Raw genomic sequence first — 22,539 nt, 5'->3', positions numbered from 1 at the left:
TTGCCTGTGTGTCTTGTGTTGTCTGTTATGCCGCCATCGCGGGCAAGCCCGCTCCCACAGTGGATCGGGTGTACACAAGGTCTGTGAACAACACAAAACCCTGTGGGAGCGGGCTTGCCCGCGAAGGCGATCTAAAGAACGACCGTGCGATTGGCGTTCAAAAACACCCGTCGTTCAATGTGATAACCAACAGCCCGCGCCAACGTCAGCCCTTCGATATCCCGCCCCTTGGCGATCAAATCTTCGGGGTAATGACTATGATCCACAGCCTCCACGCCCTGGGCGATGATCGGGCCTTCGTCCAGGTCGTTGTTGATGTAATGCGCCGTGGCGCCGACCAGTTTCACGCCTTTGTTGTAGGCCTGGTGATAGGGCTTGGCGCCCTTGAAACCCGGCAGCAGGGAGTGATGAATGTTGATCGCCTTGCCGTCGAGTTTGCGGCACAGCTCTGGCGACAGAACCTGCATGTAGCGCGCAAGAATCACCAACTCGGCGCCAGACTCTTCGACCACCTGCCAGACCTGACGCTCCTGGGACGGCTTGTCGTTCGGGTCCAGGGGAAAGTGGTAGTACGGAATCTGGTGCCAGTCGGCCAACGGCTTGAGGTCCGGGTGGTTGGAAACCACGGCGACCACGTCCATCGACAACTGGCCGATGCGCTGGCGATAGAGCAAGTCGTTGAGGCAGTGATCGGCCTTGGAGACCATGATCACTACTTTTGGCCGGTGGTGCGGCGGGGTCAGCTCGAAGACCATCCCGAAGGCATCACCACGTTCCGCCAGACCTGCGCGAAAGGCTTGTTCGTCGAAGCCATCGGGCTGACGGAATTCCACGCGAATGAAGAAACGGCCCGAGAGCCGGTCATCAAAAGAATGGTGCTCGGTGACGTAGCAGCCCTGCTCGAACAGAAAGCGGGTCACCGCATCCACGGTGCCGAGGACGCTGGGGCAGTCGGCGGTCAGAATCCATGTGTCTGGGGCGCGGCTCATAGTACGGTGACTCCTGTAGCGAAACTGATCGTTCCCACGCTCTGCGTGGGAACGCCGCCATGGACGCTCTGCGTCCGCTTTGGGACGCGGAGCGTCCCGGGATGCATTCCCACGCAGAGCGTGGGAACGATCTTTACGCCTGAACGCTAAGCCCGTATTCGGCGGCAGCATCCTGCAACCACAACCACCAGTAATCCGAGAAGCTGCGACGAATCAGCAGTTCCCAGGTGTCTTCGGCGGTGTGGCGGATCATCAATTGCGACTTGGCGAACACCGTGCCGACAGCCTTGCCCACCGGGAAGCTATTGGGATGCACGTCATAGCTGGTGGATTTCATCAGCACCTGGCGTACGTTCGGGCCGCTGAGTTCGAGGATCTGCTGGCCGCCGCTGACGTTGACGATCTGGATGTGCAGGTCGCCCAGTGCTTCACGCAGCTTTTTCTCGGCAGCGAATTCTTCACCGGTCGGCACGATCAGCAGCCATTCATCCGGCCCCATCCATTGCAGGCTGGTTTCGCCTTTGATCACCACGGTCAGCGCGGCGGGCAGTTCCAGGCCGAGGGCCTTGTGCACGCCGGCGGCGAACGCGGCATCGTGACCATCGCCACGGATGGTCAGGTGACCGAGGAGTTTTTTCTCACGCACGATCACGCCGGCGTTCTTGCGACCCTTGCCCACCAGGCTGGCGAGGTCGGCATGATGCAGCGACGACTCGGCCTTGGCCCCGGTGGTTGGGCGTTGTTGGTAAACATTGGCTGCGGTCATAAAGCACCTTTCTTTTGTTGATCGTTCCCACGCTCTGCGTGGGAATGCCGCCATGGACGCTCTGCGTCCGCTCTTGGGACGCGGAGCGTCCCGGGATGCATTCCCACGCAGAGCGTGGGAACGATCGACTTACACGTTCTGGCGATCGCCTTTCGGATCGAAGAACACCGAAGAAACGATTTCCGCCTCGATCACGCTGCCGTCGGCCAGCGGTGCGAACACCCGCTCACCCATGCGCTTCAAGCCGCCCTTGACCACACCCATGGCAAACGAATAGCCCAGGGAGTTGTGCAGGTAACTGGAAGTCACGTGACCGACCATGGTCATCGGGATGGTTTGCTTGGTGTTGAACACCAGTTGCGCCCCTTCCGGCAGCCATTTGGTCGGATCGATCGGCTTCAGACCGACCAGCTGTTTGCGCTGATCACGCACGCAGTCTTCGCGGTTCATGCCACGCCAGCCGATCCACGAGAACGGTTTGGTGCGACCGACACACCAGCCCATGTTCAGGTCGTCCGGGGTCATCGAGCTGTCAGTGTCCTGACCGACGATGATGAAGCCCTTCTCTGCCCGCAGAACGTGCATGGTTTCGGTGCCGTACGGGGTCAGGTTGTACTGCTTGCCGGCCTCGACGATTTTTTCCAGCACGCCCATGGCGTAGTCGGCCTGCACGTTGACTTCGTACGACAGCTCCCCGGTAAACGAAATCCGGAACACCCGCGCCGGCACACCACCGACCAGACCTTCTTTCCAGGTCATGAACGGGAAGGCTTCGTTGCTCAAGTCGATGTCGGTGACTTCGCTGAGCAGCTTGCGGCTGTTCGGCCCCGACAGGGTCATGGTCGCCCAGTGATCCGTCACGGAAGTGAAGTACACCTTCAGCTCTGGCCATTCGGTCTGGTGGTAGATTTCCAGCCATTGCAGCACGCGTGCAGCGCCGCCGGTGGTGGTGGTCATCACGAAATGGTTGTCGGCCAGGCATGCAGTCACGCCGTCGTCGAACACCATGCCGTCTTCTTTACACATCAGGCCGTAACGGGCCTTGCCCACGTCGAGCTTGGTCCAGGCGTTGGTGTAGATACGGTTGAGGAACTCGCGCGAATCCGGGCCCTGGATGTCGATCTTACCCAGGGTCGAAGCGTCCAGCAGGCCGACGCTGTCGCGCACGGCTTTGCATTCGCGTTTTACCGCGGCGTGCAGGTCTTCACCGTTTTTCGGGAAGTACCAAGGACGTTTCCACTGACCGACGTCTTCGAACTCGGCACCGTTCTTCACGTGCCAGTGATGCAGCGCGGTGAAGCGAACCGGCTCGAAGATGTGCCCACAGTGACGACCGGCCACGGCGCCGAAAGTCACCGGCGTGTAGTTCGGGCGGAACATGGTGGTGCCCATCTGCGGGATGGTCACGTTCAGCGAACGGGCGGCGATGGCCAGGCCGTTGACGTTGCCGAGCTTGCCCTGATCGGTGCCGAAGCCCAGTGCGGTGTAGCGCTTGACGTGCTCGACCGACTCGAAGCCTTCGCGGGTCGCCAGTTCGATGGCGGCAGCGGTGACGTCGTTCTGCAGGTCGACGAATTGCTTCGGCGCACGGGCAGTGGCTTTTTCGTGCGGCACCTGGAACAGCGCCAGGGTCGGCTCTTCCAGACGGCTCAGGGCTTTGGGCAGCGCGCCTTCGACCACACTGAAACCGGCTTCGCTGGCGGCGCGAGCACCACCTGCAAAACCATCGGCCAGCGAATCGCCGAGGCCGTAAACACCGTTGATGCCACCCACGCACACGCGTTTCTGCGGTGCTTCACCCGGTACGAAACCGAGGATGTCTTCACGCCAGATCGGCTTGCCGCCCAAGTGCGACGCCAGGTGAACCACCGGGCTATAACCGCCGGAACTGGCGACCAGGTCGCACTCAAGCCACTCGCCCGGGCTGGTCACGGTGTGTGCTTTTACATCGATCGCGGCAACGCGAGCGGCGGTGACGTGCTTGCTGCCACGAGCCTCGATCACGGCGCTGCCGGTCAGGATGCGAATGCCTTTGGCGCGTGCCTCTTCCACCAGCGCACCACGCGGGTTGCTGCGGGCATCGGCGATCGCGACCACTTGCAGGCTGGCGTCGAGCCAATCCAGGGCAACACGGTAGGCGTGGTCGTTGTTGGTCGACAGCACCAGTTTTTTGCCCGGAGCTACGCCGTAACGACGAACATAAGTCGACACAGCACCAGCGAGCATGTTGCCCGGCACGTCGTTGTTGCCGTAAACCAGTGGACGTTCGTGAGTACCGGTCGCCAGCACTACACGCTTGGCGCGAACCCGGTGGATGCGCTGACGCACCTGGCCAATCGGGGCGCGGTCACCGAGGTGATCGGTGAGGCGCTCGTGAATGGTCAGGAAGTTATGGTCGTGGTAACCGTTGACCGTGGCGCGCGGCAACAGCAGCACGTCCGGGGTGTTTTTCAGCTCGGCGATGACGCTGGCGACCCATTCGGTGGCAGGCTTGCCGTCGAGGCTTTCGCGAGAATCGAGCAGGCTGCCGCCGAACTCTTCCTGCTCATCGGCCAGGATCACACGCGCACCGCTGCGGGCAGCCGCCAGCGCAGCCGCCAGACCCGCAGGGCCAGCGCCGACGATCAGCACGTCGCAGTGCTGGTTCATGTAGTCGTAGGTGTCCGGATCGTTCTCGGTCGGCGAGCGGCCAAGGCCGGCAGCCTTACGAATGTACTTCTCGTAGGTCATCCAGAACGATTGCGGGTACATGAAGGTTTTGTAGTAGAAGCCCGGCGGCATCAGCTTGCCGCCGACCTTGCCGAGAATCCCCATCATGTCGTTGTTCACGCTTGGCCAGCCGTTGGTGCTGGTGGCGACCAGGCCTTGATACAGCGCTTGTTGCGTGGCGCGTACGTTCGGGATCTGCGTGGCTTCGGTCGCACCGATCTGCAGCACAGCGTTCGGCTCTTCGGCACCGGCGGCGAAGATGCCGCGCGGACGCGAGTACTTGAAGCTGCGGCCGATGATGTCGACACCGTTGGCCAGCAGGGCTGCAGCCAGGGAATCGCCTTCAAAGCCTTTGTAGACCTGGCCGTTGAAGGTGAAGCTCAGCACTTTGTTGCGGTCGATGCGTCCGCCGTTGGACAGGCGATTGATCTGGCTCATACCTTCTCTCCCAGAGCCGTGGCGGCCGCTTTCGGGCTGTCGGTCTTGTCGGTGAACTGCGGCTTGGTGCCGATCTTGTAGGTTTCGAGAATCTCGTAGGTCACGGTGTCACGGGTGACGTTGAAGTACTGACGGCAACCGGCGACGTGATCCCACAGTTCGTGGTGCAGACCGCGAGGGTTGTCGCGGAAGAACATGTAGTCGCCCCACTCCTCGTCGGTGCAGCTGTTCGGGTCCAGTGGACGCGGGATGTGCGCCTGGCCGGATGCATGGAATTCCTCTTCGGAGCGCAGTTCGCCACAGTGAGGACAGAAGATATGCAACATAGGGATTTCTCCTGTTAGTGGGCGACTGCTGCAGCGCCGTGTTCGTCGATCAACGCACCGCTATGGAAACGGTCGATGGAGAAAGGTGCAGCCAATGGGTGCATTTCACCCTTGGCCAGACTCGCGGCAAACACGTTGCCCGAGCCAGGTGTTGCCTTGAAGCCACCGGTGCCCCAACCGCAGTTGAAGAACATGTTCGGTACCGGGGTTTTCGAGATGATCGGGCATGCGTCCGGTGTGGTGTCGACGATGCCGCCCCACTGACGGTTCATGCGTACGCGCGACAGCACCGGGAACATCTCGACGATGGCCTGGATGGTGTGCTCGATCACCGGGTACGAACCACGCTGGCCGTAGCCGTTGTAGCCGTCGATACCGGCGCCGATCACCAGGTCGCCCTTGTCGGACTGGCTGATGTAACCGTGTACGGCGTTGGACATGATCACGCTGTCGATAATCGGCTTGATCGGCTCGGACACCAGCGCTTGCAGCGGGTGCGATTCGATCGGCAGACGGAAACCGGCGAGTTTGGCCATGTGCCCGGAGTTACCGGCAGTGACCACACCGACGCGCTTGGCGCCGATGAAGCCCTTGTTGGTTTCAACACCGATGCACACGCCGTTTTCCTTACGGAAACCGATCACTTCGGTTTGTTGAATCAGGTCCACGCCCAAGGCGTCGGCGGCACGGGCAAAGCCCCACGCCACGGCATCGTGACGGGCCACGCCGCCGCGACGCTGGACGGTTGCGCCCATCACCGGGTAGCGAGTGTTCTTGGAGCAGTCGAGGTACGGAATCTCGTCGGCTACCTGTTTGGCATCGAGCAGTTCGCCGTCCACGCCGTTGAGGCGGTTGGCGCTGACCCGACGCTCGGAATCACGAATGTCTTGAAGCGTGTGGCACAGGTTGTAAACGCCACGCTGGGAGAACATCACGTTGTAGTTCAGGTCCTGGGACAGGCCTTCCCACAATTTCATCGCGTGTTCGTACAGGTGCGCCGACTCGTCCCACAGGTAGTTGGAGCGAACGATGGTGGTGTTGCGCGCGGTGTTACCGCCGCCCAGCCAGCCTTTCTCGACCACGGCCACGTTGGTGATGCCGTGTTCCTTGGCCAGGTAGTAGGCGGTCGCCAGACCATGCCCGCCACCGCCGACGATGACCACGTCATAGACCTTTTTCGGGGTCGGCGTGCGCCACATCTTCTGCCAGTTTTCGTGATGGCTGAGGGAGTGTTTGAAGAGGCCGAAGCCCGAATAGCGTTGCATAGTCATTTACTCCAAAACCGCGCTCAGCGATAAACCGGGAAGTCCGCGCACAGGGCTGCCACTTGCTGCGCGACATTGGCCTCGACATCGGCGTCGCCGAGGTTGTCGAGGATGTCGCAGATCCAGCCGGCCAGCTCAACGCACTGGGTAACCTTGAAGCCGCGAGTGGTCACCGCCGGGGTGCCGATACGCAGGCCGGAGGTCACGAACGGCGACTGTGGATCGTTCGGGACAGCGTTCTTGTTCACGGTGATGTGGGCGCGACCGAGTGCTGCGTCCGCCTCTTTACCGGTAAGGCCCTGACGAATCAGGCTGACCAGGAACAGGTGGTTATCGGTACCGCCGGACACTACATCGTAGCCGCGTTTGATAAATACGCCGGCCATGGCCTGGGCGTTGTCGATCACTTGTTGCTGGTAAGCCTTGAAGCCAGGCTCCAGCGCTTCCTTGAAGCACACGGCTTTACCGGCGATGACGTGCATCAGCGGGCCACCCTGAGCGCCGGGGAACACGGCAGCGTTGAGCTTTTTCTCGATTTCTTCGTTGGCCTTGGCCAGGATCAGGCCACCACGCGGACCGCGCAGGGTCTTGTGGGTGGTGGTGGTGACCACGTCGGCGTAAGGCAGAGGGTTGGGGTACAGGCCGGCAGCGACCAGACCGGCAACGTGGGCCATGTCGACGAACAGCAGCGCACCGACCTTGTCGGCGATCTGACGAAAGCGTGGGAAGTCCAGGGTCTTGGAGTAGGCAGAGAAGCCGGCGACGATCATCTTCGGCTTGCACTCGACGGCCAGGCGCTCGACTTCGTCGTAATCGATCAGGCCGGTCTTGGTGTCGATACCGTACTGCACGGCGTTGTACAGCTTGCCCGAGGACGACACTTTGGCGCCGTGAGTCAGGTGGCCGCCGTGGGCCAGGCTCATGCCGAGGATGGTGTCGCCGGCTTGCAGCAGGGCCAGGTACACGGCGCTGTTGGCCGAAGAGCCGGAGTGCGGCTGAACGTTGGCATAGTCGGCACCAAACAATTGCTTGGCGCGCTCGATGGCCAAGGCTTCGACCTTGTCGACGTGCTCGCAGCCACCGTAGTAGCGCTTGCCCGGATAGCCTTCAGCGTATTTGTTGGTCAGGCCGCTGCCTTGCGCTTCCATCACGCGCTTGCTGGTGTAGTTCTCGGACGCGATCAGCTCGATGTGATCTTCCTGGCGTTGCTCCTCGGCATTCATCGCCGCCAGCAGTGCATCGTCGTAACCTTTGATCTGGTCTTGCTTGCTGAACATCGCGTCTCTCCCAGCGGCATCTATGCGCCATTCGTCTCGGTAAGGCACTGGCGTTACGGCAGTGCCCTTTGGAAGCGATGGTATGACCGGCGCAGACAGGTCAAATGCCTATGGACGCCACGCAAAGGTGCGTTTACGACATGGGCCGAAATGGCTGGCCGGACACAATCTTCAAATCAGAAAGGATCCCCTGTGGGAGCGGGCTTGCCCGCGATAGCGGTGGGTCAGCTGACATCAATGCTGGATGTGATGCCGCCATCGCGGGCAAGCCCGCTCCCACAAGGTTTAGCGCGCCCCTGTAGAAGCTCAGGGGTCAGGCGATGAGTTGGCGCAAAGCCAGAAGCATGAGGAAATGCGCGGGATAGAGCGCATACGCCCAACGGCGCATCGGTGGTGGTTGGACGCCTTGGGCATGTCGCATTAGCAGCAGGCCCAACAGTGGCGCAATCAGACAAGCGGCAATGCCGAGGATGGCTGCACTGCTGTGAAGTCGCGCGGCGTAATACAGCACTTGCCATTGATTGGCCGCCAGGCAGACCAGCCCCGGCAGCAGACTGAGATACCAGGGGCGGTTAATCACCAGCAACATCGCCAGCGGCAACAGCACGCCGAAGAATCCGAACATCAGTCGTTCCGGGAACAGCGCCGCCAGCAGCAAGGCACCCGCCGCCAATAGTCGCGGCTGAGGCATCCTGTGCTGCCAGCCACGGGCGACCAACAAACCCAGAACCAACGTGGGCAACACGTTTAAGGTGTTGTGATCAGGAATGTACATCCGGTAGGGGATTTCGCTCAGGGCGCTAAACAGCGATAACCAACCGAGGTAGCGCCATTGGCCGTCGGTCGTTACTGCCTGCGCCCGCGACAGATTTGCCGCCATCGCCAAACAAAACCACGGGAACGCCAATCTACCCGGGACATACAGAATATCGACGGAATAACCGACATATCGCAGGTGATCGAGCACCATGCTCAGCAGCGCCAGCCACTTGAGCAGATCCAGCGCCCCATCCCGTTGCGTCATGTGCATAATTGCCCGTCAACCGTGTATTTTTCTGACAGCAACATCCCGTGTGCTCCCCGGACGATCTTCGGTAAAGTGCGCACCATCATTGACCACGATGCTCTTCACCATAAGAGCCTCGACCACGGAAGCCGGCCATGACCGATAAGAGCCAACAATTCGCCAGCGACAACTATTCCGGTATCTGCCCTGAAGCCTGGGCTGCCATGGAACAGGCCAACCACGGCCACCAGCGCGCTTATGGCGACGATGAGTGGACCGCACGCGCGTCCGATCAATTCCGCAAACTGTTCGAAACCGACTGCGAAGTGTTCTTCGCCTTCAACGGCACCGCCGCCAACTCGCTGGCCCTGTCGTCGCTGTGCCAGAGTTACCACAGCGTGATCTGCTCGGAAACCGCCCACGTCGAAACCGACGAATGCGGCGCGCCGGAGTTTTTCTCCAACGGTTCCAAGCTGCTCATCGCCCGCACCGAAAACGGCAAGCTGACGCCGGAGTCGATCCGCGAAATCGCCCTCAAGCGCCAGGACATCCACTACCCCAAACCCCGCGTAGTGACCCTGACCCAGGCCACCGAAGTCGGCAGCGTGTACACCCCGCAAGAAATCCGCGCCATCAGCGTCACCTGCAAAGAACTGGGCCTGAACCTGCACATGGACGGCGCACGCTTCTCCAATGCTTGCGCCTTTCTTGGCTGCTCACCGGCAGACCTGACCTGGAAGGCTGGGGTCGATGTCTTGTGCTTCGGTGGCACGAAAAACGGCATGGCGGTGGGCGAAGCGATTCTGTTCTTCAACCACAAGCTGGCCGAAGATTTCGACTACCGCTGCAAACAGGCCGGGCAACTGGCGTCGAAGATGCGCTTCCTCTCCGCACCGTGGGTCGGGATCCTGGAAAACGACGCCTGGCTCAAATACGCCCGCCACGCCAACCACTGCGCGCAGCTGCTGGCCGAACTGGTGAGCGATATTCCTGGCGTGGAACTGATGTTCCCGGTGCAGGCCAACGGCGTATTCCTGCAACTGTCGGAACCGGCAATTGCCGCACTGACCGCCAAGGGCTGGCGCTTCTACACCTTCATCGGCAACGGCGGCGCACGCTTCATGTGCTCGTGGGACACCGAAGAAGAACGCGTGCGCGAATTGGCAGCGGATATTCGACACGTGATGTCGGCCTGATCGTACTGATCGTTCCCACGCTCTGCGTGGGAATGCCTCTTGGGACGCTCCGCGTTCCTGCCTCAACGCCGACGCAATGACCAACGCCGCAGTGACGCAGAGCGTCACGAGCTGCATTCCCACGCAGAGCGTGGGAACGATCACGGTGGCGCATCGCAATTTCTTACTCACTGCGCGGCGCTGTCCTCTAGCCCCCTCACGCAACCCCGCTCACCCTAGTCATTCCCCCGCAAAGGAATGCATCCATGGGCCGAAGCCGCTACACCATCACCGAACCCGACAAACCCCATTTCCTGACCTGCACAATCATGGAATGGCTCCCACTGTTTATCCGCCCCTACATTGTCGATCACCTGCTCAATTGCTGGCGCTATCAACAAACCTACCAAGGTCTAAAGCTGTATGGTTACGTCGTCCTGGAAAACCATTTGCATTTCGTTGCCGAAGCTCCAGACCTGAGCAAATGCCTCCGCCAGTTCAAATCCTTCACCGCCCGCCAAATCATCGACGATCTGCAAAACAAAGGCGCAGAGCGCGCGTTGCAGCGCCTGCGTTTCAGCAAACGTGCACACAAACAGGACAGGGTTTATCAGCTGTGGCAGGAAGGGTCACACGCGGAAATGGTGTACAGCGAAACCGTGATGTGCCAGAAACTGGATTACATCCACTACAACCCGGTGAAGCGTGGGTACGTGGATTTACCTGAGCACTGGCGCTATTCCAGTGCGAGGAATTATGCAGGGATGGAGGGGCTGATCGAGATTCAGCGTTGGTATTGAGGCTCATAGCACTCCCCAACCTGATCATTCCCACGCTCCGCGTGGGAATGCAGCCCGTGACGCTCTGCGTCACAACAGTGTTCGGCATTGCATCGGCGGCGAGGCAGGAACGCGGAGCGTCCCGAGAGCCCACGCGGAGCGTGGGAACGATCAGTTTCGGGGAGTTGGTCTACATTGACTGGCGAGCTGTTTCGATCCGCTCAGATAACAACAATCAGGAGCGTACGCATGTCATTACAAGGCAAAACCCTATTTATCACCGGCGCCAGCCGTGGCATCGGGCGTGAGATTGCGCTGCGGGCCGCAAAGGACGGGGCCAACATCGTGATTGCCGCCAAAAGCGCCACCCCTCACCCCAAACTGCCAGGCACCATCTTCAGCGTGGCGGCGGAAGTCGAAGCCGCGGGCGGCAAGGCGTTGGCCTTGCAGGTGGATGTGCGCGATGAAGTTGCCGTGCGCCAGGCCATGGCCGACGCCAGCGCACATTTCGGCGGCATCGATGCGCTGATCAACAATGCCGGGGCGATCAAGCTGACCGGGGTGCAACACATCGAACTCAAGCGCTTCGACCTGATGCACCAGATCAACACCCGCGCCGTGCTGTTGTGCAGTCAGGCTGCCCTGCCCTATCTGAAAAAAACCGCCGGCCACATCCTCAACCTGTCACCACCGCTGAACCTGGCCACCAAGTGGTTCGCCCAATACAGCCCGTACACCGTGACCAAGTACGGCATGAGTATGCTGACCCTAGGCATGAGTGAGGAATTCGCCAACTACGGCATCAGCGTCAATTCCCTGTGGCCGCAGACCATGATTGCCACGGCGGCCATTGAATTTCAGTTGGGGAGCAGAGAGTCGTTCAAGCATGCGCGCACGCCGGCGATTATGGCGGATGCTGCTTACGCGATTCTGAGCAGCAGTGGCCGCAGCATTACCGGGCGGTTGCTGATTGATGAGGAGATTCTGCGGGAAAACGGGATGACGGATTTCGAAGGGTATCGGTTTGAACCGGACTCCACCGACAAACTGATGACGGATCTGTTTGTGGACTGAAATACCAACCATTGTGGGAGCGGGCTTGCTCGCGAAAGCGGTGTGTCAGGCAACATCAATGTTGACTGTGCCGCCGCCTTCGCGAGCAAGCCCGCTCCCACAGGTTCAGAACTCGATCCGCACGTCGCCCTTCGGAACGCTGCAGCACGACAGGATGAACCCTTCGGCCTCGTCTTCCTCGGTAATCCCGCCGTTGTGGTCCATTTCGACCTCGCCGCCCAGCTTCATCACCTTGCAGGTCCCGCAAATCCCCATCCCGCAGGCTTTCGGGATCAGCAAGCCAAGCTTGGCCGCCGCCGCATGCACGGTTTCACCCGGTGCAACACGAATGCTCTTGCCGGAAGCGGTGAACTCCACCTGATGCAGATCCGCCGCGTCGATTTCTGGAGCATCGGCCGCTTGCTCGGCTTGCTCCACCGCGTCGGCACGGGCTTCCGGCGGCGTCGCGCCGAAGGATTCCTCGTGATAACGCTTCATGTCGAAACCCGCCGCCTCAAGCATGCGCTTGACCGCGTTCATGTACGGGGTCGGGCCGCAGCAGAAGACTTCACGGTCGAGGAAGTCCGGCGCCATCAGTTCGAGCATCTTGTGGTTCAGGTAACCGCGATAACCGGCCCACGGCTCGCCCAGACCATGTTTCTCGCAGATCAGGTGCAGGCTGAAGTTATCGATCCGCGACGCCATGTGTTCCAGCTCGCGGTGGTAAATGATGTCTTTCGGTGAACGGGCGCTGTGGATAAACACCATGTCGACATTGCCGTTGGTGTCGTAGAACCAACGGGCCATGGACATGCACGGCGTAATACCGACGCCGCCGCTGAGGTAGAGCACTTTCGGCGCGGGGAAGTCCATGGCGTTGAACAGCCCGACCGGCCCGTGCACCGCCAGCTCCTGGCCTTCATGCAGGGTGTCGTGCAGCCAGTTGGACACCTTGCCCCCTGGCACGCGCTTGATGGTCACCGAAAAGCTGTACGGCACCGACGGCGAGCTGGAAATGGTGTAGGAGCGCATGATCGGCACGCCGTCGATTTCCAGCTCCAGGGTGACGAACTGCCCCGGCTTGAAGAAGAACAGGATCGGCTGGTCGGCCATAAAGCAGAAGGTGCGCACATCCCAGGTTTCCTGGATGACTTTGACGCAACGGACGATGTGTCGACCATTGGCCCAGGTCTGGGTGGTTACCGGATTCAGGAAGCTGTTGGACATGCTGTTCTCCACGGCCGACTACCGGCCTTTATGTTGGCGATTCTGCGTATAGCGCAGCTCCTCCATTTACCTATCTGCGACATTCACATACTTATCGCGACCAGCCCCCAATTACCGGGGGTTGCGCGTCGGGAACAGATTTGGCCATGTCGCCCATGGATAAGGTTCTGGCGAGCGCCGGCCCCACACTCGCCCCATACCAAGACACAATCTTTACACCTTGCGTAGCAAACCTGATTAGCCACTTTCGCCGGCCACACAGAATGGCCTTGAGGATTAAATGATGGACGTCACCACTACCCTGAGCCTGGGCGATCCACTGGAACCCGCACGCAAGGCCACCGCACAGATGCTGCAAGAGCGCGAGCGCACTTTCTCGCTGCCGCAGCCGTTTTACTCTGACGAGCGGCTGTTTGATATCGACATGCAGGAAATCTTCCAGAAAGAGTGGTTGATTGCCGGCATGACCTGCGAAATCCCGACCAAGGGCAACTACCTGACCCTGCAAGTCGGCAAGAACCCGATCATCGTGATTCGTGGTGCCGACGGCGTGGTCCATGCGTTCCACAACGTCTGCCGTCACCGTGGTTCACGGCTGTGCACCAGCGAAAAAGGCAAAGTCGCCAAACTGGTCTGCCACTACCACCAGTGGACTTACGAGCTGGACGGTCGCCTGTTGTTCGCCGGCACCGAGATGGGCGCCGACTTCGACATGAAGCAGTACGGCCTCAAGCCGGTGAACGTGAAAACCGCTGGCGGCTACATCTTCATCAGCCTGTCGGAAAACCCGCCGGCCATTGATGACTTCCTGTCGACGCTGAACCATTACATGGAACCGTACGACATGGAGAACACCAAGGTGGCGATTACCACCACCTTGATGGAAAAAGCCAACTGGAAACTGGTGCTGGAGAACAACCGCGAGTGCTACCACTGCAACGCGTCGCACCCGGAACTGTTGAAAACCCTGCTGGAATGGGACGACGTCACCGACCCGCGTGCCGACCAGGCCTTCAAGGACCACGTCGCTGCTTCGGCCGCTGCCTGGGAAGCCGAGAAGATTCCTTACGCCCACGCCAGTTTCGGCCTGCGTAACCGCATCGTGCGCATGCCGCTGCTCAAGGGCACCGTGTCGATGACCATGGACGGCAAACAGGGCTGCGCCAAACTCATGGGCCGCATCAAGAACCCGGACCTGGGTTCGATGCGCATCCTGCACCTGCCGCACTCGTGGAACCACTGCATGGGCGACCACATCATCGTGTTCACCGTGTGGCCGATCAGCGCCCAGGAAACCATGGTCACCACCAAGTGGATCGTGCATAAGGACGCGGTCGAAGGCGTGGACTACGACGTGGAGCGCATGCGCCAGGTCTGGGATGCGACCAACGACCAGGACCGTCGCCTGGCCGAAGAAAACCAGCGCGGGATCAACTCCACCGCCTACCAGCCAGGGCCTTACTCCAAGACCTATGAGTTTGGCGTGGTGAACTTTGTCGACTGGTACAGCGAGCGGTTGCTGAACAACCTTGGGGCCGAGCCTGCGCCGTACCTCAAAGGGGTTCCGGTTCAAGGCTGATCTGTCACGCTGATCGTTCCCACGCTCCGCGTGGGAATGCCTCAACGGACGCTCTGCGTTCGGCTTCTGGGCCGCAGAGCGTCCCGGGCTGCATTCCCACGCAGAGCGTGGGAACGATCAATGGGTTGACGAAGACCACCGCACCGACCCATCCTCCCCAATAAACGTCTCTTCGATGTTCTCCCCCACCAGCCGCACCTTCACATAACCGTTCAACACCCGATCCGGGTACGCCTCATCCCGCGCATTTTGCGTTTCCGACCACAGCACCCGCGCATGCCCGTTCAGCTCGCTGGCATTGCCGTAGGGAATCGCCCCATGCCCGGCGCAGCGTGCATGCAACCCGCCTTGCGCGGCGTAGCAGATGCCGTTGTGCAAATGCCCCCAATACCAATAATCCGGCTCGCGGCCCAAGGCATCGCACACCGGTTGATACAGCGCCGTCTTGTTGTGCCCGGTAATGTCGAAACCCTGGTGATGACTGAGCACCATGATCTTCTTGCGCTGGGGCAAGTCTTTCATCCAGTCGATCTGCTGCTTGTTCAGTGCACCGTCCATGTACAGGTTGATCGGATCCGAGGCGTAAGCCGTGTCGAGCCCGATCACCAGCCAGTCATCGTTGTACAACGCAAAATAACTGGTGCCCTGCTGCGCCGGGAAACGCTTGGCCAGTTCCTTGAAGTAGCCATGGGCGCCGCTGTACATCTCGTGGTTGGAATTGAGGGTGAACGAGCCGTGCTTGCCCATGGGCCAGCCGACCATGTCGACGTCCTCCTGAGAGCGGGTGCCCGCGTAGTACACGTCCCCCAGGTGAATGGTGAAATCGGCCTGGGCCAGTTGCATTTGGTTGGCGACTGAGACCGCCGGGGCGTGGCTATCGAACGGCCCGGTGCCCCAGTCACCGGCGATGGCCAGGGTCACGTCACTGTCCATGCGCATCAACGCCGGGGTGGTGGCGAACGGCGCGTGATGCCGCAGGTTCTCGATCCACTTGAGCAATGCCTCGCTCCACAACAGATCCAGCAGCTCCCATTTGCGACAACCGAGCAGGCTGCCGTCCTTGAGCACTCGGGTTTGCAGTTCGTCTACCGATTGCGGCAAGGGGCTGGCGTTACCGATGTGCAGGATCAACAAGCCATGAGCCAATTCCCACGGCACACTCGGTTGATCGTCGGGCAAGTCGCCGTTTTTGAGGACGTAGTGCGCCTGATCGTGACCCCGTTGCAACAGCGCGACGATGGCCTCGTACTCCTTGGGTTCAAGCTCGCTGACGAGCTTTTTCCAGGCCATGTCCAAACGGGTGAACAAGCCATGTACGCGTAGCTTGACCTTGACGTACTCGTGTTCCCAATGACTGACCAATGACATGTCGCTTTCCTCCATCCGTAGTGGAATCACAGGGTTTTCATGAACTCGATGAGCGCCCGCTTATCGAGTTCCGACAGCTGCGTGCCGTACAGGTGGCCGCCGTTGTGGTTGCCCTCCAGGCGCGTGTCGTACTTGAAGTCCGCCGAGGCCTTCATCTGCTGGCCACTGGTGACGAAGCCGACCTTGTCCTGGTCGTACACATCAGAGCCGGTGAAGAACACCAGCGGTCTCTTTTCCGGTGGTTGCAGCAAGTCCCACAGAGTCGGCACCGAACCGTTGTGCAAGTACGGCGCGCGCAACCAGACGCCGTCGGTGGGCGTGTTGCTGTAGCTCTGGGTCTTGCGATAGGCGCCAAAGTCGAACGGCGATTTCTTGAAGCCATGGAAAGCCGTCACTAAACCATTGGTGAACGAGTTCAGCCGATGGGGATCGGTGCCCAGTTCATCAATGCTGGTGGTGACCTGACCGGTGTCGGTGCGGCCGAAATCATGGCAACCGGCGCAGTTGTTTTCCCAGACCGGTTTGCCCCGCGCGACTTTGGCCTGATCCAGCGCGAACGGCCATGCCGGCGCCTTGTGGCCCAGCAGCCAGTTGGTCACCCGGTTGAAACTGGCCGGCAGCACTGACTCCGGCGTCGCACCCACGGCCATGGCTGCCGCGTAGTTGCGCTCATGGATGTCGTTGTTGTTACCGTCCCAGTGCAGGTACAGCGACTCCCGAGGCTTCTGGTTCCACACTTGCGGCAAGTCGACGGTGCCGATGGTCGAGTCATCCGGGAAGCCGAACACCACCATTTTCGTCGGGTTGAAGGTGTCGGTGCGCCCCGGCCCTTGCGGTGCGCGCAGGCGTTGCCAGGCATAGGCCTGTTTCTGCTTCACCAGCGCGCTCGTGGCCATCGGAATGATCACGTAGCGGTTGTACAACCGCTCGAAGAACCCGAGCTGGAACTTGCTGTTGATCGCCGTCATCACCGCCTCGGGGGTGAATGTCGGGTCGCTGGCGCAATTGTAGGCGAACCACTGGAAAGCCTGCAGTTGCAGGGTATTGGCCGGCGCGGTGGCCACCGGGATGGCGACGTCGCTGGTATTGGCCCGGTAGGAACCGGTGTGGCACAGGGCGCAGTTGGGCTCCACGGTGGGGTAGCCGATCTGCCGCTTGGCCATGCCAATCGGCAGGTCCTTGCCGTTCTCGTAGAGGAAACCGAAAACTTCGTAGCCGCCGGGTTTCGGCAGCTTATCCGGGCACATTTGTGGCAGCACGGCGAACAGGTAATAGGGAATCCTCGCTTCGATGCCCAGGCCGATGGCGCCGTATTTGTAGTGGTCCTCATCGGAGGCGTATTGCTCTGCCGGCACCACCCGCAGCATCTGGTACCAGGTTTCGTAGCCGATAAACCCCAGCGCCAACACCACAACCAGCGTGGCGACTTTGAAACTGTGCCGTTGCCAGCGTCGCGCCCACGCTGCGCGCCACTCAAGCCAGCCATCGCGGAGCAATGCCCAGGGCCGATTGGCCGGCGCGCTGCCCAGGTACAGCAGAACCCCGAGGATCAGGAACATGCTCAGATCACCCAGCAGCATCGGCACGAACACTTGAGCCTGATTGCTGGTGTTGATCAGGTAGATCCAGAACGCCACGGCGACCAGTCGCGACAACACGCACAGCCATGAATGCACGACATATCGTGGTGCGTTGAAGCCAGACGGCATGTAGAACAGGCTGATCCCCACCAGCAGCATGCCGGCGTTTTCCAGCCATGGATCGGAGAGTTGCGGTGGCATCCCGAGCATCGAGGTCAGCAACGCCGGCGCGAACAGCGCCGGAATCGCGAAGACCATGTTCATCACGATGCCTATCCAGATGAAACGTTGAAACCAGCGGATGTAACTGTCCATATTTTTTCCCCAGATCGTTCCCACGCTCCGCGTGGGAATGCATCCCGTGACGCTCTGCGTCACACAAGCGGACGCAGAGCGTCCATGGCGGCATTCCCACGCAGAGCGTGGGAACGATCAGTTAGCCGAGGGCGGTTTTCTCCAGGTGCTGCAGGATGATCGGGTACACATCGACCACTGCATTCTTGCCGAACATGCAGTCGATATGCCCGTAACCCGGCACCACATGCCGGCTGTAGCGCTCCGGTCCATGGGCTTTGCACACGCGCTCATAGGTCTTGAGCGTGCTTTCCGGCAGGTAGCATTGGTTGTCTTCGCCGCTGATGAAACAAATCGGCATGGTCAGCCGGTCGAAGTGCGGCATGTAGACGTCCTGGCCCTTGAAGTCCACCAGATGACCTTTGCGCAGGATCAACGCCAAGTGCTCGAAGGTCTGCATGTTCGATTCGCCGAACAGTTCATGCAGATTGTCATGCAGGGTCTCGTTGAGCGTGTCGTGGCGGTACAGCGACGCGTACATGAAAGTGATGCGATGGCATACCGGGTTGGTGCAGTAGCCCTGGGCCTCGATGCGGGCGTAGACGTTGAGGGCCTTGTCGTAGAGTTTGTTGAACCAGCTCTCCTTGTTGTCGGCATACGCGGTGAGGGACTTGATGCCGATGGCATCGAGCATTCCCGGAAGGTGCAGGCCGGCCTTGAGCCCCGTTGCCGTGGCGACCACCGTATCCGCGGCGATCTGCGAACACACCACTGAACGCACGCCCTGTAACCCGGCCAGCAGCGACATGAAGAAAGTGGTCGCCCCGTAGCAATGCACCACGCATTGCACGTCCGCCGCCTTGGTCGCCTGCTGGATCTGCGCGATGGCAGCCTTGAAGTCGTACTGCGCAATCTGATCACCGTTCCATTCGTGCTTGCTGGCCGGTATCAGAATGCTGACCCGGAAATCCAGCAGCCAGACGTCGTACTCGTGCTTGCACAAGAACTCCAGCAGGTTGGTCTGGATGGTGTCGGTGGAGAAAATATTCGAGCCCACGCCCAAGCCATGCACCAGCATCACCGGCCCTTTGCTGCCGCCCTGATAGCGGGTCAGGCGTAGCTGTACGTTGTCTTCGGTCTGGAAGAACTGCACGCTCGGGATCGGCGCATCCAATGGGCGTTTCTGCCGCGGCGGTGCATCGGGGTTGAAGTAGATGTCACCAGCGAACACCCCGCCGTAGCTCTCCCACAAGATGCCGGCGAAGAACTTGCCGAACCGCGCCAACCCGTCGATGCGCTCGCGTTCGTTGCGCGCGTTGAGCACCTTCATGGTGGTCATCTGCTTGGCGAAATCGGCTGGATGGATGTGCATCACCCCCGAACCGAGCACTTCACCGGTTTTGTCCGGCCCGCGATACAGCGTCACGTAGAGGGTGCTGGTGTCGTGCCAGACGTTAAGCACGCCGTTGTCTTCGGGCACGGTCTTGAACGCGCTGAAGTAATAATCGCTGCCGTCCTCGGCGGTCAGTTTCATGTCGTAATTCATGTGCCGCACGCCGACCTGTTCCTGATATTCCTCGAACAGGTTGAACACGCCATTGCTGGCGGTCAGCGGTTCCGGCGACAGACCCGGCGCATTGAGCGTGCCGACCAGCGTCGCAGCGTGTTCCGGCTCCTTGATCATGCGGTTGAGGTCGTTGGCGGTGATGGTCAGGGTGAACTCGATCGGCGAGTTCTCCGACTCGCCGCGTTTGGCCGCCGCTTCGTAAAGCTTGAGATCGGTGCCTTGAGGCTGAGTGAAGTCTTTGGAGAAATAGCCCTTCATGGTTTCGGTGAACTGCACGCCGAGGGTCGGTGGCGCCACCTGTTTGCGCGGTGCCGAGGGCAGCGTGTAGTCGATGTGCCAGCCGCGATCGGCCGCCAGCAGGCCCATGTTGCGCTCGCTCACGGCGGAGATGGTCAGCAGCGGATTGACCGCTAGGGAAGTTGGAATCACCGCGCCGTCGGCCACGTACAACCCGGCATAGACATTGGTGCCACTGGCGCTGCTGAATACCTGCCCCTTGTGGTTGACCACGCCCTGCTCCGCGTCCTCGCCCATCACGCAACCGCCCAACGGGTGAACGGAAACGATGCTGTGTTTGAGCAGCTCGGTCCAGATCGGATTCTCCACCCAGATCCCGCCCAATGCCTTGGTGCTCTGGTGTAGCCGCTCGTTACCGAGTTTGACGTTTTCCTGCTCGCCGACGCCCGGCCAGTCGATGCGCAGTTGATCCTTGCTGTCGAGCACCATGCGCCCCTTGCCGTCGTCGTGGCTCATGATCAGGTAGGTCTGCATGTTGTGCAGGGCGCCGTGATACGGGCCACGCAGGAAGCTCTCGGCTTCACGCTCGGCATACTTGAGCTTGCCGGTGAAACTGTCGTCGGTGGGCTTGCCGATCAACCCGGCGAACGCGGCCATGCTCGGCACCATCGGCCGGCCTAGCGCGCCGGGGATCGAGCCTTCTTCGATGACCATGCGGCTGCGCCAGTCGCCTTCGGTGCGCATGTCGATGATCGAGGTGATGCACGGGCCGACCGGTTTCATTTCACTGGCCGGATGCGCGCCAAAACCGATGCCGTTGATCGCTTGGTCGCAGTTGTGGCCAAAGCCGAGAATGTCACCGTTGCCGCTCATGTTCTCGCCGAGCTGATTGGACGTCGACAAGCCTTTGTCCCGGGAGCGCAGGAGGATTTCGGTAGAGCCCAGGGTGCCGGCCGACACCACGACAATGTCAGCCTTGACGAACAGCGTCGGCGCGGAGAATTTCTCGCGGCCACTGTCCAAATATTGGAAGTGCACGATCCAACCGTCGCCGTCGGCGTCGCGCTCCAGATGCCGCACCTCGGCCTGGCAGAAAATCTCTGCGCCGTGGTTCCAGGCATCCGGCAGGTAATTCATCAGCGTGGTGTTCTTGGCCTTGTTGTTACAGCCCGACACGCAGTCGCCGCAATGGTTACACGGCAGCTGCTCGACGCCGACATGGTTGAGGTTGTTCGGCAGTTTGTCGAAGGTCACGTTGATCGGCGGCTTGTAGAAATGCGCACCTTGCTTGAGGTAGTCGGCGGACTTCTGGTTAGCCTCGAGTTTGGGCAAGGTCGGAGCAGTTTTCGGGTAGGGATTGGGCTTGAGCATCTCCCGAGCCCGGGCGTACCCATCCTTGAGCAGCGTGTCGCGGTGTTCACGCACCGCCAGCGGCCAGCGCGGATCGTCGAACACACCGGGCTCCGGCTCCAGCGCGACGTTGGCGTTGATCAAGGATGTGCCGCCCAGGCCACAACCGACCACCACGTTCTGCTGGGCGTTGACGTGCAGGTCGAACAACCCGGTGCGCGAACCGATGTGCCCGTCCGGGTCATGGACTTGCAGCTCTTCGGTGGCCGCCAGCATCGTATTGGGGTATTCGCCCGGCTGGATTTCCCGGCCTCGCTCCAGCAGGCACACCCGCTTGCCGGCCCGGGACAGGCGCGACGCCGCGATCCCGCCACCGTAGCCGGAGCCGATGACGATCACGTCGTAATGTTCCTTGATGTCGCTGATGGGCGTGGCAATCCGTGTCATGACTCATTTCCTCTCAGGCAGATGGGCAACTCTGTGGTTGCCTGCAATCGATAGATGAACGAACACCTGGTCACCGGGCACGGTCGGGCCTCAATGGCAGCTGCGTTTTGGCATGGATAAAAGGCTCAGGCGCTATAGGCGAGCGCGCTGATTGGCGGCGCGACGATGAATTCGTTTACGCAGCAAGGAGGCAGGTTTTGGAACACAGGTCATGCAGGGGCTTGGGTGCGAGCGATATCGCTGGCTATCCATCACGCGTTCTCCCTGAACCAGATGTGGATAAGAGACGGCTGTCCTTATGCCGTGAAAGTGAAGACAGGCGACAGATCGAAGTCAAGGCAGCGCCTTAGACCTGTATGAAATCTGATCTATCGCGTTCGGGCCTATACAGACCGTGGCTCGCAGGGTTCAGCGAACAAGTTATCCACATCTCCACCCACAGCTATTGGGGACAACTGTGGATGACGCGCCAAATATATTCACAAAAAACCAAGAAAAACCGTGACTTATCCAGAAGCAGAGTTTTATGCAAGCGTTGATCGTTTTTTGATCAGAAGTCTGCAGAGCACGGTTTATATGACGCGCAGAGGATGGCGAACACCTTATCCACAGAAGCACCAACAGACTTTGGGGGCAACTTTGCAGGCTCTGTGGAAAACTGCTGAAAGCCGTGAGAATTCGGGGTTTGCGGAAGGATTAACGAGGGAAAAGCGCGAATTGAACATTATTTGATCAACTCACTGAAAGCCTCGGTTTATATAGCCTGTAGCCGACAGCGAACATCTTATCCACAGAAGCGCCAACAGAGATTGGGGGCAAGTATCGACGTGTGAGCAACGTTACTCTGTGGAAAAAGCTCGAAAAAACCGTGGGTTAGGCTGGTTGTTTTTTGTACGGAGGGCTGGAGGGCTTGCTGGGCATGGGGTGTAGCGAGGCGCGAACATGTTATCCACAGAAGCGCTAACAGGGATTGTGGGTAACCACAGTGACTTGTTGGTGTGCACACAATCCATGATCGACATAGAACCCGTGTGGGAGCGGGCTTGCTCGCGAAAGCGGTGTGTCAGTCAACGATGATGTTGAAGCTGATGACCCCTTCGCGAGCAA

The 22,539-nt window shown here is 60.2% G+C and carries 16 protein-coding genes; 5 read left to right on the top strand and 11 right to left on the bottom strand.

Features of this window, described 5'->3' with window-relative positions:
- Positions 1 to 131 precede the first annotated feature (131 nt).
- The 7 genes from purU to AC1RQB_RS17220 all read right to left on the bottom strand — a co-directional run bounded on the left by purU (position 132) and on the right by AC1RQB_RS17220 (position 8,800).
- Positions 132 to 989 (bottom strand): formyltetrahydrofolate deformylase, encoded by an 858-nt coding sequence (purU, locus tag AC1RQB_RS17250; RefSeq protein WP_007907570.1) that lies wholly within the window; start codon positions 987 to 989, stop codon positions 132 to 134.
- A gap of 133 nt (positions 990 to 1,122) precedes the next feature.
- Entirely contained in the window at positions 1,123 to 1,755 is a 633-nt protein-coding gene (locus tag AC1RQB_RS17245; protein ID WP_007907568.1) for a sarcosine oxidase subunit gamma, read from the bottom strand.
- 129 nt (positions 1,756 to 1,884) lie between these two features.
- Entirely contained in the window at positions 1,885 to 4,902 is a 3,018-nt protein-coding gene (locus AC1RQB_RS17240) for a sarcosine oxidase subunit alpha (protein ID WP_063342316.1), read from the bottom strand.
- Positions 4,899 to 5,228 carry a sarcosine oxidase subunit delta gene (locus AC1RQB_RS17235; RefSeq protein ID WP_007907563.1) on the bottom strand — a complete coding sequence of 110 codons (330 nt, stop codon included), beginning with the start codon at positions 5,226 to 5,228 and terminating at the stop codon, positions 4,899 to 4,901. Before AC1RQB_RS17235 ends, AC1RQB_RS17240 begins: the two co-directional genes overlap by 4 nt.
- Before the next feature lie 14 nt (positions 5,229 to 5,242).
- The gene (locus AC1RQB_RS17230) at positions 5,243 to 6,493 is read right to left on the bottom strand and encodes a sarcosine oxidase subunit beta (RefSeq protein ID WP_007907561.1); all 1,251 of its coding nucleotides are present in this window, start codon (positions 6,491 to 6,493) and stop codon (positions 5,243 to 5,245) included.
- Positions 6,494 to 6,516: 23 nt separating this feature from the next.
- The gene (gene glyA, locus AC1RQB_RS17225; RefSeq protein ID WP_008076466.1) at positions 6,517 to 7,770 is read right to left on the bottom strand and encodes a serine hydroxymethyltransferase; all 1,254 of its coding nucleotides are present in this window, start codon (positions 7,768 to 7,770) and stop codon (positions 6,517 to 6,519) included.
- Positions 7,771 to 8,083: 313 nt separating this feature from the next.
- The gene (locus tag AC1RQB_RS17220; RefSeq protein WP_063342315.1) at positions 8,084 to 8,800 is read right to left on the bottom strand and encodes a TraX family protein; all 717 of its coding nucleotides are present in this window, start codon (positions 8,798 to 8,800) and stop codon (positions 8,084 to 8,086) included.
- A 131-nt stretch (positions 8,801 to 8,931) separates the two neighbouring features.
- Here AC1RQB_RS17220 and AC1RQB_RS17215 point away from each other — a divergent pair, with 131 nt between their 5' ends.
- The 3 genes from AC1RQB_RS17215 to AC1RQB_RS17205 all read left to right on the top strand — a co-directional run bounded on the left by AC1RQB_RS17215 (position 8,932) and on the right by AC1RQB_RS17205 (position 11,804).
- Positions 8,932 to 9,972 (top strand): threonine aldolase family protein, encoded by a 1,041-nt coding sequence (locus AC1RQB_RS17215; RefSeq protein ID WP_007907557.1) that lies wholly within the window; start codon positions 8,932 to 8,934, stop codon positions 9,970 to 9,972.
- 245 nt (positions 9,973 to 10,217) lie between these two features.
- On the top strand, positions 10,218 to 10,751 hold the full coding sequence (locus tag AC1RQB_RS17210; protein WP_063342314.1) for an REP-associated tyrosine transposase: 534 nt from the start codon (positions 10,218 to 10,220) through the stop codon (positions 10,749 to 10,751).
- Between the two features lie 228 nt (positions 10,752 to 10,979).
- Complete coding sequence (locus tag AC1RQB_RS17205) at positions 10,980 to 11,804, top strand: SDR family oxidoreductase (protein WP_063342313.1); 825 nt, start codon at positions 10,980 to 10,982, stop codon at positions 11,802 to 11,804.
- A 105-nt stretch (positions 11,805 to 11,909) separates the two neighbouring features.
- On the opposite strand, the gene gbcB is transcribed toward AC1RQB_RS17205, so the two are convergent.
- The gene (gene gbcB, locus AC1RQB_RS17200) at positions 11,910 to 13,010 is read right to left on the bottom strand and encodes a glycine betaine monooxygenase reductase subunit (RefSeq protein WP_063342312.1); all 1,101 of its coding nucleotides are present in this window, start codon (positions 13,008 to 13,010) and stop codon (positions 11,910 to 11,912) included.
- Positions 13,011 to 13,293: 283 nt separating this feature from the next.
- Here gbcB and gbca point away from each other — a divergent pair, with 283 nt between their 5' ends.
- Positions 13,294 to 14,589 carry a glycine betaine monooxygenase oxygenase subunit gene (gene gbca / locus AC1RQB_RS17195; protein ID WP_032830499.1) on the top strand — a complete coding sequence of 432 codons (1,296 nt, stop codon included), beginning with the start codon at positions 13,294 to 13,296 and terminating at the stop codon, positions 14,587 to 14,589.
- A gap of 117 nt (positions 14,590 to 14,706) precedes the next feature.
- On the opposite strand, the gene AC1RQB_RS17190 is transcribed toward gbca, so the two are convergent.
- From AC1RQB_RS17190 to AC1RQB_RS17180, 3 genes are all read right to left on the bottom strand, one after another.
- A complete protein-coding gene (locus tag AC1RQB_RS17190) occupies positions 14,707 to 15,957 on the bottom strand; it encodes a metallophosphoesterase family protein (RefSeq protein ID WP_063342311.1) in 1,251 nt (416 codons plus the stop codon).
- A 26-nt stretch (positions 15,958 to 15,983) separates the two neighbouring features.
- A complete protein-coding gene (locus AC1RQB_RS17185; protein ID WP_063342310.1) occupies positions 15,984 to 17,852 on the bottom strand; it encodes a c-type cytochrome in 1,869 nt (622 codons plus the stop codon).
- A gap of 121 nt (positions 17,853 to 17,973) precedes the next feature.
- Entirely contained in the window at positions 17,974 to 21,432 is a 3,459-nt protein-coding gene (locus tag AC1RQB_RS17180; RefSeq protein WP_063342309.1) for a GMC oxidoreductase, read from the bottom strand.
- A 501-nt stretch (positions 21,433 to 21,933) separates the two neighbouring features.
- On the opposite strand from AC1RQB_RS17180, the gene AC1RQB_RS17175 reads away from it, so the two are divergent.
- Entirely contained in the window at positions 21,934 to 22,164 is a 231-nt protein-coding gene (locus AC1RQB_RS17175) for a hypothetical protein (protein WP_131816005.1), read from the top strand.
- Positions 22,165 to 22,539: the final 375 nt, after the last annotated feature.

The sequence above is a fragment of the Pseudomonas sp. GW822-FHT02E03 genome (assembly GCF_058802325.1).
The sequence above is the reverse complement of the archived record's forward strand: the minus strand, read 5'-3'. Positions and strand labels throughout refer to the sequence as shown.

What these genes read in the sequence shown, in the direction of transcription:
- glyA (WP_008076466.1), bottom strand. Translation starts at nt 7,770, where the DNA reads ATGTTCAGCAAGCAAGACCAGATCAAAGGTTACGACGATGCACTGCTG.
- AC1RQB_RS17215 (WP_007907557.1), top strand. Translation starts at nt 8,932, where the DNA reads ATGACCGATAAGAGCCAACAATTCGCCAGCGACAACTATTCCGGTATC.
- gbcB (WP_063342312.1), bottom strand. Translation starts at nt 13,010, where the DNA reads ATGTCCAACAGCTTCCTGAATCCGGTAACCACCCAGACCTGGGCCAAT.
- AC1RQB_RS17190 (WP_063342311.1), bottom strand. Translation starts at nt 15,957, where the DNA reads ATGTCATTGGTCAGTCATTGGGAACACGAGTACGTCAAGGTCAAGCTA.
- AC1RQB_RS17220 (WP_063342315.1), bottom strand. Translation starts at nt 8,800, where the DNA reads ATGCACATGACGCAACGGGATGGGGCGCTGGATCTGCTCAAGTGGCTG.
- AC1RQB_RS17205 (WP_063342313.1), top strand. Translation starts at nt 10,980, where the DNA reads ATGTCATTACAAGGCAAAACCCTATTTATCACCGGCGCCAGCCGTGGC.
- AC1RQB_RS17240 (WP_063342316.1), bottom strand. Translation starts at nt 4,902, where the DNA reads ATGAGCCAGATCAATCGCCTGTCCAACGGCGGACGCATCGACCGCAAC.
- AC1RQB_RS17210 (WP_063342314.1), top strand. Translation starts at nt 10,218, where the DNA reads ATGGGCCGAAGCCGCTACACCATCACCGAACCCGACAAACCCCATTTC.
- AC1RQB_RS17245 (WP_007907568.1), bottom strand. Translation starts at nt 1,755, where the DNA reads ATGACCGCAGCCAATGTTTACCAACAACGCCCAACCACCGGGGCCAAG.
- AC1RQB_RS17230 (WP_007907561.1), bottom strand. Translation starts at nt 6,493, where the DNA reads ATGCAACGCTATTCGGGCTTCGGCCTCTTCAAACACTCCCTCAGCCAT.
- AC1RQB_RS17185 (WP_063342310.1), bottom strand. Translation starts at nt 17,852, where the DNA reads ATGGACAGTTACATCCGCTGGTTTCAACGTTTCATCTGGATAGGCATC.
- AC1RQB_RS17180 (WP_063342309.1), bottom strand. Translation starts at nt 21,432, where the DNA reads ATGACACGGATTGCCACGCCCATCAGCGACATCAAGGAACATTACGAC.
- purU (WP_007907570.1), bottom strand. Translation starts at nt 989, where the DNA reads ATGAGCCGCGCCCCAGACACATGGATTCTGACCGCCGACTGCCCCAGC.
- gbca (WP_032830499.1), top strand. Translation starts at nt 13,294, where the DNA reads ATGGACGTCACCACTACCCTGAGCCTGGGCGATCCACTGGAACCCGCA.
- AC1RQB_RS17235 (WP_007907563.1), bottom strand. Translation starts at nt 5,228, where the DNA reads ATGTTGCATATCTTCTGTCCTCACTGTGGCGAACTGCGCTCCGAAGAG.